11 protein-coding genes and 1 tRNA gene are annotated in these 11,968 nt (G+C 69.4%); 6 read left to right on the top strand and 6 right to left on the bottom strand.

Annotation, left to right across the window (positions count from 1 at the left end; translation table 11 throughout):
- Positions 1 to 21 precede the first annotated feature (21 nt).
- Positions 22 to 1,077 carry a TatD family hydrolase gene (locus DQW50_RS09435; RefSeq protein WP_112079032.1) on the top strand — a complete coding sequence of 352 codons (1,056 nt, stop codon included), beginning with the start codon at positions 22 to 24 and terminating at the stop codon, positions 1,075 to 1,077.
- A 57-nt stretch (positions 1,078 to 1,134) separates the two neighbouring features.
- Here DQW50_RS09435 and DQW50_RS09430 read toward each other — a convergent pair whose 3' ends face one another.
- Positions 1,135 to 1,851 (bottom strand): DUF6517 family protein, encoded by a 717-nt coding sequence (locus tag DQW50_RS09430; protein WP_112079031.1) that lies wholly within the window; start codon positions 1,849 to 1,851, stop codon positions 1,135 to 1,137.
- Positions 1,852 to 1,994: 143 nt separating this feature from the next.
- On the opposite strand from DQW50_RS09430, the gene DQW50_RS09425 reads away from it, so the two are divergent.
- The 4 genes from DQW50_RS09425 (at position 1,995) to pheA (ending at position 6,359) form a co-directional block, all read left to right on the top strand.
- On the top strand, positions 1,995 to 2,993 hold the full coding sequence (locus DQW50_RS09425; RefSeq protein ID WP_112079030.1) for a radical SAM protein: 999 nt from the start codon (positions 1,995 to 1,997) through the stop codon (positions 2,991 to 2,993).
- A 96-nt stretch (positions 2,994 to 3,089) separates the two neighbouring features.
- Entirely contained in the window at positions 3,090 to 4,112 is a 1,023-nt protein-coding gene (locus tag DQW50_RS09420) for a M48 family metalloprotease (protein ID WP_112079029.1), read from the top strand.
- Entirely contained in the window at positions 4,109 to 5,473 is a 1,365-nt protein-coding gene (locus DQW50_RS09415) for a PQQ-binding-like beta-propeller repeat protein (protein ID WP_112079028.1), read from the top strand. Before DQW50_RS09420 ends, DQW50_RS09415 begins: the two co-directional genes overlap by 4 nt.
- A gap of 79 nt (positions 5,474 to 5,552) precedes the next feature.
- Positions 5,553 to 6,359 carry a prephenate dehydratase gene (pheA, locus tag DQW50_RS09410; RefSeq protein ID WP_112079027.1) on the top strand — a complete coding sequence of 269 codons (807 nt, stop codon included), beginning with the start codon at positions 5,553 to 5,555 and terminating at the stop codon, positions 6,357 to 6,359.
- Between the two features lie 129 nt (positions 6,360 to 6,488).
- Here the strand turns inward: pheA and DQW50_RS09405 are convergent, their stop codons facing one another.
- The 3 genes from DQW50_RS09405 to DQW50_RS09395 all read right to left on the bottom strand — a co-directional run bounded on the left by DQW50_RS09405 (position 6,489) and on the right by DQW50_RS09395 (position 9,533).
- Positions 6,489 to 7,493 carry a histone deacetylase gene (locus tag DQW50_RS09405; RefSeq protein ID WP_112079026.1) on the bottom strand — a complete coding sequence of 335 codons (1,005 nt, stop codon included), beginning with the start codon at positions 7,491 to 7,493 and terminating at the stop codon, positions 6,489 to 6,491.
- Positions 7,494 to 7,925, bottom strand: coding sequence for a histone (locus DQW50_RS09400; protein ID WP_112079025.1), 432 nt, complete (start codon positions 7,923 to 7,925; stop codon positions 7,494 to 7,496).
- A 111-nt stretch (positions 7,926 to 8,036) separates the two neighbouring features.
- The gene (locus DQW50_RS09395; RefSeq protein WP_112079024.1) at positions 8,037 to 9,533 is read right to left on the bottom strand and encodes a single-stranded DNA binding protein; all 1,497 of its coding nucleotides are present in this window, start codon (positions 9,531 to 9,533) and stop codon (positions 8,037 to 8,039) included.
- A gap of 258 nt (positions 9,534 to 9,791) precedes the next feature.
- On the opposite strand from DQW50_RS09395, the gene DQW50_RS09390 reads away from it, so the two are divergent.
- Positions 9,792 to 9,864 (top strand) — tRNA-Arg (locus DQW50_RS09390).
- Here the strand turns inward: DQW50_RS09390 and DQW50_RS17865 are convergent.
- Positions 9,846 to 9,983, bottom strand: coding sequence for a hypothetical protein (locus DQW50_RS17865; RefSeq protein WP_157964857.1), 138 nt, complete (start codon positions 9,981 to 9,983; stop codon positions 9,846 to 9,848). The genes DQW50_RS09390 and DQW50_RS17865 overlap by 19 nt on opposite strands.
- A gap of 94 nt (positions 9,984 to 10,077) precedes the next feature.
- A complete protein-coding gene (locus DQW50_RS09385; protein ID WP_112079023.1) occupies positions 10,078 to 11,934 on the bottom strand; it encodes a cation:proton antiporter in 1,857 nt (618 codons plus the stop codon).
- Positions 11,935 to 11,968: the final 34 nt, after the last annotated feature.

Genomic DNA, 11,968 nt, shown 5'->3' with positions numbered 1-11,968 from the left:
GGTAGACGACGGGATCTACGCATGAGCCGACGCTACCCCACCGCACGACCCACGGACGCAGACCGTCTCGCTGACCTCGATCGCGGATCCGACCTCGATCGCGGATCCGACCTCGATCGCGGATCCGACCTCGACCTCCCGACGGAACTCCTCAACCTCCCCTGGATCGATCCCCACAACCACGCGCACACGCTCTCGTGGAGCGACCGCGAACGCTACGCGCTCTCCGGCTGTCGGTCGATGATGATGGTCGCCTCCGGGTACCACTGGACTCCGTACAAGCCGGTGGAGGCGAGCGACGTCCGCTTCCTGTGGGACGACGCGATCAACCGCCGGACCGCGATCGAGCGGAACCACTTCTTCGAGGCGAAACTGGGGCTCGGGATCCACACCGGCGTCCGGATCGAAGCGCCCGACGACCTGCTCGCAACGATGGACGACTACTGCGCGCTCGAGGAGGTCGTCGCCGTCGGCGAGACCGGCGTGACGCCGAGCCAGCACGTCGAACGGTGGGACGTCGACGAACAGCAGGCCGTCGTCCAAGCACAGATGGAGATCGCCGCCGACCACGGCCTCCCGGTCCTCCTCCACACGCCGAACACGTCCGGCGAGCCGAAACGGTCGTACCGCGACGGGCTCGGCGTCACGCCGGGCTACGAGAAGAACGCGGGACTCGGCGCGGATCCCGTCCTCGAGGGCGATAATCCGGCACTGGAGGCGGTGAAACGCGACATCGAGGCTGTACGAGACGCCGGCCTCGACGAGGACCGCGTCGTGGCCTCCCACGCGGACACGAACAACACCGCGTACCTGATGGAGGAGACGGACTGCTACCTGAGCTTCACGATCGGCCACTCGTGGCTGATCGGCGTCGACGCCGTCGACGTGGCGAACGCCATCGACGAGTACGGTCCCAACCGGATCACGATCGACACCGACTGCGCGAACGTGCTCCGGACCGACCCCTACGCCGTGAAGCGGGCGATGTTCGAGCTGTACCGCTACGGGGTCGACGTCGACGACATCCGCACCGTCGTGTACGAGAACCCGCGAGACGTGTTCGGGCTGGCCGAGTAAGTGACCCACGGCTGACGTCGTGCGTTCCCGTGACGAGCCGTCGTTCCGACGCAGTCGCTACGCCGGGTCGTGTTCGATCCCGTTCAACATCCGGCGGACGTCCTCGCCGTCCCCGAACGACGCGGGGAAGGCGGCCATCGGGACGACGTAGTCGTCGCCTGCCTCGACCGCCTCGGCGACGTGGAACTCGAACTCGGTGCTCACGCCCGTCCCCTCGATCTCGCCGTCGGCGGTGTGTACGACCACGTCGGCGTCCGTGTCGAGAACGGTCGTGGTGTACTCGGACCCCCGTTCGAGCGAGCCGACGTTCTCGTACCGCTCCGCGATCAGCTCCACACGCTCCTCGGCGTCGAGGTCGCCGATGGGGTTGACCGCCCGTCCGAGCACCTCGATCCGCGGCGTCGCGAGGACCGCGAACACCGCCGCCTGGTAGCGCTCGCCGAGCACCTCGACGGCCTTGTCGTACTCCGCGACCCGGTTGATCACCCGAACCTCCCGGGTCGTCCCGACCACCTCGACCTCCCGGGACACCGACTGCTCGGAGACCTCGTTGAGTTCGTACCCGCTCTCGTCGAGGGTCGCGTCGGCCACCGTCGCGGTGCCGGCCTCGAACTCGGCCGGATCCCCGGTCACGACGTCGAGCGCGGTACAGCCCGCGAGCCCGGCGATCCCGAGCGCGCCTCCGACGGCGAGCGCTCGCCGACGAGTGATCGAAGCGTCCGTGGTCCGCGGGGCGTCGTCTCGCGTCTCCTCGTCGTTCGACGGTCGATCCATGTCCCCCGTTCGACGGGCCGGAGGTACATATCTTGTGTCCGCGACCGGGTCGGCCCCCGCGACTCCGGCCCCCGTGAGAACGGCTCTCCCGGGCGTGCGGAGTTCGGACGCTTTTTGAGGCCACGGGCGGTATAGGGGCGTAGATGATCTCCAAGGGCTGTGAACAGTGCGCCAAGGGCGGGAAGATGGTGCTCTTCGTCTACGGCTACTGCGACCAGCGGGACTGTTTCTACTGCCCCCTGGGGGAGAACCGGAAGAACGTCACGGACGTGTACGCCAACGAGCGGAGGGTGGAGTCCGACGAGGACGTGATCGAGGAGGCCAAACGGATGAGCGCGCTCGGCACCTCGATCACGGGCGGGGAGCCACAGGAGGCGATGGCGAAGACGACGCGGTACCTCGAACTGCTGAAAGACGAGTTCGGCGAGGACCACCACACGCACCTCTACACCGGGATCACGGGCGGCCGCGAGAACATGCGCCGGCTCAGCGAGGCCGGTCTCGACGAGATCCGCTTCCACCCGCCCCTGGAGCTGTGGGGCGACATGCACGGCACCGAGTGGGAAGAGATCCTGTACGTCGCCCGCGAGGAGGGGCTCACGCCCGCCTTCGAGATCCCGGGAATTCGCGCGGAGCCGGAGTTCTTGGAGTTCTTGGACGAGGGCGCGGCGGAGTTCTGTAACGTCAACGAGTTCGAGATGAGCGACGGCAACTACCGTCGTATGCAAGCGGAGGGATTCGAGCTTCAGGAGGGCCACATGTCCGCCGTCGAGGGGTCGAAGGACGCCGCGATCGTCGAGGAGATGGCCTCCCACGAGAAGGTGTACTTCTGTACGTCGGTGTTCAAAGACGCCGCCCAGCACCGTAACCGCCTCAAGCGGATGGCTCGGAACGTCCGCCGCGAGTTCGACGAGGTCACCGACGACGGCACGCTCGTCTACGGGAAGGCGTTCGCCGACCCCGAGCATTTCGAGGCGCTCGGCGTCCCCGAGGAGTTCTACACGGTCAAGACGAACCACGTCGAGGTCGCCTGGTGGCTCTTAGAGGAGATGGTCGAGGACGGCGACCTCGCCGAGGGCGAGATCGTCGAGCAGTACCCGACCGTGAACGGAACCGTCGTCGAACGGACGCCGGTCGCGTAGGGCGTCGGCCGGACATACGGTCCGGTCGAGCCCGCCGGCGTACTCGCCGCTCGCCTCACCGGGGATTTTTGCCGTTCCGTTCGAAACGCACGAGCGATGCCCTCCGCCCTCCCCGAGGACCCCAGCCTCCGGCGTCGCGTCCTGATCGCGACCGGACTGGTCGTCGTCCTCCCGTTCGCGTTCATCTACACGTTCGTGTTCGTGACGAACGCGGTCCTGATCCCGCTTTTCGAGTCACAGGGCGCAGGTCCCTACCACGGCCGGGTGTACGTCGACCCGCTCTTCGCGGTCGTCGTCGTCGCCGGCGGGCTGGCGCTTCACGTCTGGAAGGGACCCGACGTCGTGCTCGGTAGCGTCGGGGCCCGTCGCGTCGACGCCGACGAGTACCCCGACCTCCACGCACGCGTCACCCGGCTGGCGCAGGCCGCCGACATCGACCCGCCGGAGGTCGCGGTCACCCACAACGACGCGCCGAACGCGATGGCGGTCCAGGGGCCCCGCGGCGCGGCCGTCGTCGTCACCACCGGACTGCTCGAGACGCTCGACGACCGGGAGCTCGAGGCGACCCTCGCCCACGAGGTCTCACACGTTGCCAACGACGACGCCACCGTGATGACCGTGGCGTGGCTGTTGCCGACGGTCACTTACTACCTCGCGGTCGCGACCGCGTACGTCCTCTACGGGGTCGCACGGGCGATGGGTCACGGCGGCGGGTCGCGGAACCGCGGCGACGGTGCGGCGAAGGCACTGCTCGTCCTGATCGTCACCGCCCTCGTCACGCTGGCGGTCTCGGCGACCTTCTGGGCAGCGAGCGTGCTCGTCCACCGGGTGCTCTCGCGGTACCGCGAGTACACGGCCGACCGGGGCGCGGCGGCGATCACGGGCGATCCGACCGCACTCGCGAGCGCGCTCCGGAAACTCGACGACCGGATGGCCGACGTTCCCGACCGCGACCTCCGGTCGCTCGACGGCGGCGCGGAGGCGCTGTACGTCGCGCCGCTCGAGGGTCGGGCGTTCACCGACGCGGAGCTGGTGTCGACGGACGTCTTCCCGGCCACCCACCCGCCGACGGCAGACCGGATCGACCGGCTCCGCGAGATGGCGGGGGAGCTCGAATGAACCGCCGGACGCTCCTCGCTACGCTCGCGACGGGGACGACCGCGGCGCTCGCCGGCTGCGGGTACGCCTACGGCGGCGGCGACGTTCGACGGACGGAGTTCGTGGGCGGGGCAAGCGTCTTCATGGCCGGCTGGCACGGCCACGCGACGACCGGGGACCGGATCGTGTTCGCCGAGTCGGGTGACTCGCCGTTCGAGGGCGAGCGCACCGCCGTCGACGTGGTCGACCGCGACGCGGACCTGCGGTGGTCGTTCCGACACGCGGAGCGTAGCGTCGGGGTGGCGGCTGGCCCGACGACCGACCGGGTGTACCTCCGCGAGCTCGGCGGCGTCGTCGCGATCACGCCGCCGGACGGGTCGGGGACGATGGCGAACGAGGACGGCACAGCCGACGCGGACGACGGAAACGGGACGGGCGATGGAAACGGGACGGACGACGGAAACGGGACGGACGACGGAAACGGGACGGACGACGGGGAACGAATGGACGACGGGGGACGAATGGACGACGGGGACGGCCCCTCCCGGCGGGTCGACACGCCCGACTGGCGGGCGTCGCTCGCCGACGTGACCGCGGAGCCGACGGACGCGGGCGGATCGGACGCGGACGGATCGGACGAAGACCGGCCGGATTCCGACGAGCCGGACGCCGCTCGCCCGATCGCGGCCGACGCTCACGGCGCGTACGTCGCGGTCGACGCCGAAGTGGTCGCCGTTCGCGAGGGCCGCGTGGCGTGGACGGTCGACCTGTCCGACTCGCTCGACCCGTCCGGCCCCGTCGTCGGTCTGTGGGGCGGGGGACCGGCCGGTCCCGACGGGGTCGTCGCCGTCGCGGGCGAGACGGTCGTCGCGCTTGCGCCGGACGGGTCCCGTCGGTGGCGGTACGAGACCGAAACCCGCCCATTGCTCGCGGTCGACGGCGACCTGGTCCTGTGTCGCGACGGCGAGGCGGTCGTCGCGCGCTCCCGCCCGAACGGCGAGGAGGCGTGGCGGACCGACGTCGGGGACGGACGCGTCCCACTGCGACCGATCGGGGACCGCGTCGCCGTCGTGAGTCGGGGTGAGACCCGGGTCCTCGACCGGCGGTCCGGCGATCCGCTGTGGCGCGCGGGAGGGGCTCCCGGCGCAGAGCGCCACCGATCCCTCGTCGTCGACGGGGGGCGAGCGTACTACGTCGGCCGGGACGGCGAGGCGGTCGCGGTCGACGCGGACGGCCGGGTGTGGACGCGGGAGCTGGATGTTTCGGCCCCGCCCGAGGCCGTCCTCGACGGGTGGATAAACGGGGAGACCGTGGCGTTCGCGTTCGACTCGGGCGAGTTCGTGTGGCTCCAGCGGCGCGACGAGGACCCCGGTCTCCTGTAGGGACCGTCGGGGCGACTCCCGACGCTTCACGGCGCGCGTCCCACCACGCTTTTCGCGCCCGGGCGTCTACGTCCGGGCGATGAACGCCGTCACGCTCGGTCCCGCCGGCACGTACTCCCACCGTGCAGCGCGGGCCGTCGCCGCCGAGGTGTCGTTCCGAGAGTCCGTCACCGCCATCGTCGACGCCGTCGCGAGCGGCGAGTTCGAGCGCGGGGTCGTCCCCATCGAGAACAGCATCGAGGGGTCGGTTTCCGAGAGCCTCGACGCGCTCGCCGACCACGACGTCGCGGTCACCCGCGAAGTCGTCACCCCGATCCGACACGCGCTGCTCGCACAGTCGCCGGAGTTCGACCTCGTCGCCAGCCACTCGCAGGCGCTCGCGCAGTGTCGCAACTGGTTGGAGGATAACTATCCCTCCGTCGGGTTGGAGGCGGTCGCCTCGACCGCCCGCGGGGTCGAACGCGCCCGCGAGGACGCTCGGATCGCCGGGATCGGCCACCCGGACAACGCTGGAGACGACCTCGAGATCCTCGCCGAGGACATCCAGGACCGGACCTCGAACGCGACCCGCTTCCTCGTGGTCGGCCCGAAGAGCGCCCGCTCGGACGCCGGCGGGAAGACGACGCTCGTCGTCTACCCGAACGCGAACTACCCCGGGCTCCTGTTGGAACTGTTGGAGTCCTTCGCCGACCGCAACCTCAACCTCTCGCGGATCGAATCGCGCCCGAGCGGCGAGCGGCTCGGTGACTACCTCTTCCACTTCGACGTCGACGCCGGGCTCTACGAGGACCACATGGCGAAGGCGGTCGAGGACGTCGAGGCCATCGCCCACAACGGCTGGGTCCGCGTCCTCGGCTCGTACGACACCCAGCACGTCCTGGAGTAGGCGTACGACACCCAGCACGTCCTGGAGTAGCGTGTCACGTCGGGGGCGGACGCCGTCGGCCATCAAGACCGACGGGTGCTCGCGGAACGCGTCGCGGGAACGCTCTCTCTCCGCCGGACTCCGTTCCGCCTACAGCCCGAGCGTCGATCGGAGGTCGTCGACGCGGTCTTCGGTCTTCCCGTCGACGTCGCCGTCCGGTTCGACCGGCGTGCGTCCGTCGTAGGTCTCGTGAACCATCGAGACGCCCTCGGCGAGCGTGTCCAGGCCGTATCCCCCCTCGAGTACGTACGCCACCGCGGCGTCGAGGTCGTCGGCGATCGTTCGGACCCGGTCGGTCAACAGCGCGTACCCCTCCGAGGAGACGCGCATCCGGGAGATCGGGTCGTGGCGGTGGGCGTCGAATCCCGCCGAGACGATCACGAGATCGGGACCGAAGCGGTCGAACGCCGGCCCGATCGCCTCGTCGATCGCGTAACAGTAGTCGGCGTCGCCCGCACCGGCCGCCAGCGGGAGGTTCACCGTCGCCCCCTCGCCGTCGCCCTCGCCCGTCTCGGGTATCTCGCCGGTCGCCGGATAGAGCCCGTCCTCGTGGATCGACGCGTACAGCACGTCCCCCCGGTCGTAGAAGATGTCCTGGGTGCCGTTTCCGTGGTGGACGTCCCAGTCGAGGATCGCCACCCGGCCGGCGCGGTCGGCGTCGATGACGTGCTGGGCCGCGACCGCGGCGTTGTTGAAGAAACAGAACCCCATCGCGTCGGCGGTGACCGCGTGGTGGCCCGGCGGCCGACCGATCGAGAACGGGGTCTTTCGACCGGTCTCGCCGTCGAGCGCTGTGTCCGCCGCCCACTGCGCCAGTCCGGCGGCCGTGAGCGCGGCGTCCCACGTGTCCTCGCCCGCGACCGTGTCCGGGTCCCAGTTGCCCCCGCCGTCCGCACAGAACGCCTCGAGTTCGTCGACGTAGTCGTCGTCGTGGACCGCGGTCACCGCTTCGCGGGTCGCCGGCGACGCCTCGGTGTACTCGACGGCGTGTCGCTTCGTGAGGCCCCGCCGGATCGCGCGCAACCGGTCCGGGTTCTCAGGGTGTCGATCGCCCGTGTCGTGGTCGAGACACCGCTCGCTGTAGCCGAAGCGCATCTATTCGAACAACGCGAAGTACGTCTCGATGTCCTCGGCCTGTACGGTCCGGCGGTCCGCGTGGCGAGCCAGCGTCGCTGCGGCGCCCGCCACGTTGTCGGCGTAGTCCTCGAGGATGTCCGCCAGCGCGATCCGCGCGTCGACGCCGACCCGATACCGGTCGTCGATCCGGAGCCGCGCGATCCGGTCGATGGGTGCGACGGGAAGGGACAGTTCCTCGCGGGAGATGACCTGTTCGACGCCGAAATCCGACGCCATCAGCGTCTTCCGTCCGTCGGCCGTCGCCCGCTCGGCCGCGTCGATCGCCAGTTCCGCGCCGTGCGACTGGATCCGCTGGGCCAACTCCTCGGCCGCGTCGGCGCTGACCCGGAGCTCGCCGGCGTTCCGCCGGATGATCGTATCGACCGGCGCGAACGGCAACTCGACACTCATACACACAGTCGGGGTCGTCCACCGTATAACGCTTTCCGTTACTCGCGTCTACGCGTCCGAAAGCCGGCCTCGAAGCCACTCAGCAGGTCGTTTCGTCTCGACGACGCGCCTTCAGAACACGTCCTCGGCGTGGATCGTCCCGTCGCGTTCCGGGCCGCGAACCGTGACCTCCTCGCCGAGCCGCAGGCTCGCGTCCGTCTCGACGCTTTTCGTCCGCTCGCCGTCGTCCAACACGACCGGGTCCCCCGTCTGGACGACCGTTCCCGTGAACTCCACGTCGTCCGCGGGTCCGGCGTCGGCGGGCGCCGTCACGGTACCGTCGCCGTCCGTGACCGCTTCGGCCCCGTCGGCTGTTCCCGTCGAGTCGGCTGTTCCCGCCGAGTCGGCCGGTCCCGCCGAGTCGCCGAAGGCGTCCAACCCCGTGTCGGCCGCCGTCGCGTTCGTCGCGTCCGCGGCGCCGGCCGTCGAGCCGTCGGTCGCCCGTCCGCCCCCTGCTCCGTCACCCGCCCCGTCGAGTACGGAGACGGTCGACCGCCAGTTCGCCGACGCCTCCAGGTCGTCCTGCCAGCCGTCCTGGATCTCCACGTCGGTGAAGACGACGCGGTCGGCCAAGTCGATATCGCGGTCCGCCTTGTCGCCCCACAGCGCGACGCGGATCTCGCCCGTCCCGTCTTTGATCCGGACGTTCCGGACCTGTCCCTCGGAGCCGTCGTCGCGGTCGAACGTCCGGACCGGGTCAGTCTCGATGACCCCGCCCGCGATGTCGACGGTCTGACCGATCTCCAGATCGGCGATGTCGGTCGTCTCGGGGACGTACTCGACGTCCTCGTCGACGCGGTCGACGGTGCCGCGGTCCCCGACGTGGAGCTCTAAGTCGCCGTCGCGCTCGCGGACGTAGCCGTCGCCCACCTCGACCACCTCGCCCGCCTCGAACGCCTCGGCGAGGTCGGCCTTCTCGTCCCACAGGGTGACCCGGACCCGGCCCGTCTCGTCGCCGACGGTGAGGTTCGCCACCCGCCCCTCGCTGCCGTCGTCGCGGTCGAACGTCCGGACCGAGTCGGTGTCGAGCACCTGCCCGACCAGGTCGACGTCGGACGCGCCAAGCGAGAGGTCCTCGACGCGGTAGGTGTCGAGCACCTGGACGTCGACCTCGGCGTCCTCGTCCGGTTCGACCTTGTCCGCGCTCACCTCGAGGCCGCTGTACCCCTCCTTCGGCCGGCCCATGACCCGGAGCACCTGGCCGACCTCCAGCTCCTCCTCGGCCGCGGTCGCCATCTCGTCCCAGAGGGCGACCCGGACGGAGCCGGAGGCGTCCGCGACGTCGACGTTACAGACCCGTCCCTCGTCGTCCTCGCCGTCGCGGTCGAACGTGCGGACGTCGCCGATGGAGGTCACCTTCCCGAGGAACTTCACGTCGTTCATGCCGGGCTCGATGTCGGCGATGGTGTCGGCCTCCTCGTCGCGGAGCTCGTGCGCGATGAGCATCGCGGCGGTCTCCTCGTCGGCGAGCCCGCCCATCTGCTCGACTTTGTCCTCGACGGCGGCCGCGAACTCCTCGAACTCGACGTCGGTTTCGAGGTCCTCGTAGACGTCCTCTATGGCTCCCATACGCGTACCTCGTAGGGTCGTCGACTCCGCGGATAAGCGTTGTCCTTGCGCCGTTTCCGCGCCGTCGTCGACCGCCCCTTCTCCCCGCGCTCCGGCACCGTGATCCCTCGCCATACCACCCCATCGTCCCGGTTCGGTACAAAAACGTTCACCCGACCTCGGCGCTTCGGCGGGTCCGCGACCGGTCCGTGCGACCGTCGGACACGGCGCACGCCGGACCGTAACCGTCTTAAGTATCTCGGCGGTAGGTGTAGTCGAGTCCTGGTAGGGTAGTGGACTATCCTCTTGGCTTGCGGAGCCAGGGACCGGAGTTCAAATCTCCGTCAGGACGCTCACTTCTCGCAGGCGCTCCGCTTCGCGGAGCACCTGCTTCGGCGTTCGCGTCCTGACGTGCCCTACGCTCGCGGCTGCGCCGCTCGCGTAGGACTCCGTCAGGACGTTTTCGGACACACCAACCGGCGAGCTACGCCGCTCGCGTAGGACTCCGTCAGGACGGTTCTTTCAGACGCGTGGGCCTCGACGAGAACGTCGCCGGCGACGCCGATCAGTCGTGTGGGTGGAACCGGCTCATCGCTTGCTTGACGGCGTCGGCGTCCCCGATGAACGTGACGTGGTCGCCGTACTCGAGCACGCTGTCCGCGGTGGGAACGTGGTTCTCGCCGTCGCGGCTGACGACGGCGACGAAGGTCCCGTCGGGGATCTCCGCGTTGAGGTCGCGGATGCTCTTTCCGGCGAGCCGCTCGGAGGTCACCTCGACCTCCTGGACGTCGTGGTCGTCGCCGAGCTCGTTCATCCAGTGGGTGAGCGCCGGGCGTTCGATCTCGTCGTCGATGGCCACCGTGGTCGCCGTCGTGGCGTCGATTGCCTTGACGCCGATGCTCTCGAACGCGTCGACGTTCTCCGGCTGGTTCACCCGGGAGTACGCCGATTCGACGTCGAACTTGGTGATCGCGAGCTGGCACGCGAGGAGGTTGATGTCGTCGTCGGCCGTCGTCGTGACGAACCGTTTGGCGTCCTCGATCCCCGCTTTGCGCAACGCCTCCGCCTCGCTCCCGTCGCCCTCGCGAACGGTGTATCCTTCGGCACGCGCGCGTTCGACCACGTCCTCGTCGATCTCGACGAGGACGACGAACTCGCCCCTGTTCTCCAGTCGTGTGGCGAGCGCCTGGCCGATCCGACCCCCGCCGATGATTATCGTACGCATTGGTGACACTCCGAGGTACTCGCCGATCTGCCGCGCCAGCCCCGCCTCGACCGCGACCGTCGCGAAGATGACGGCGAACACCGTCCCGACGAGTAGCTGTCCGGCAGCGACGTTGCCCGCCAACTCCAGCTCGATGGCGAACAGCGTCGCCACGCTCGCCGGGATGATCCCGCGCGGGCCGACAGCCGCGATGAACAGCCGCTCCGGCCGCGTGAACCGCTCGACGCCGACCGTGGCGATGAACGCCCCCAGCGGACGTAACACGAGCATGACGACGAGAACGAGCCCGATCGCGCCGACGCCGAGCCCGAGTATCGCCTCGACGTCTATCAGCGCGGCCAGCGAGATGAACACGAACGAGAGCACGATCAGCGTCGTGTTCTCCGCGAACCGCTCGATCTCCTCCCTGTTGTCGATGTCGGCGTTGCCGAGCAGTATCCCGCTCGTCGCCGCCGCGGCGATGCCCGCCTCCGCCGCGACGACTTCGGCGGCCGCGAACGACCCGACCGCCGCGGCCAACACGAGGAACTGTGACGCCTGGACGTCGCGTTCGGGGACCAACTCGCTGTTCAAAAGCAGGTAGATGACGCCCGCCCCGAGTACCCCCGCAGCGACGCCGGTACCGAACCGCTGGAGGAAGGAGAGGAACGTCGCGGGCACGCCGAGGTCGTCGAGTAGCAACGTCTCGAAGACGACCACGGCAACGATCGCCGCGGTCACGTCGTTGACGATCCCCTCCGTCTCCAGCGCCGTCGCCACGTGGTCCCTGACGCGGACGACGGTGAGTATCGGCGTGATGACCGTGGGGCCGGTCGCGACGAGCAACGCCCCGATCAGCAACGCGATCTCCCAGGTCGCTCCCTCGAGGAGCCGAACCGCCAGCGTGGTTCCGACGAACATCACGACCGCGCTGACCGTGACGAGCCGGAGCGAGACCGTCGACGCACGCCGGATCCGGTCGATCCGGAGCGCGAACGCCCCCTCGAAGACGATGATCGCGACGCTCAGGCCGACGATGATCTCGAGGCCGTTCCCGAACGTGTCAAGGGTTACGAGCCCGAGTAGCTCGGGACCGAGGACGACCCCGATCACGAGGTAGAAGACGACGCTCGGAAGCTTCAACCGGTGTGCGAGCAACTGTACGCCAAGCCCCGAAACGAGGACGACCGCGACGACCGGAAGGAGGCTACTTGACACGTCTATCGTATTATTGTATTCTCAGCAGATTACT

The sequence above is a fragment of the Halorubrum sp. 48-1-W genome (assembly GCF_003287355.1).
In the GTDB taxonomy this organism is placed as follows: domain Archaea; phylum Halobacteriota; class Halobacteria; order Halobacteriales; family Haloferacaceae; genus Halorubrum.
Note: the sequence above shows the minus strand (reverse complement) of the source record. Positions and strands in the feature narration are given on the sequence as shown.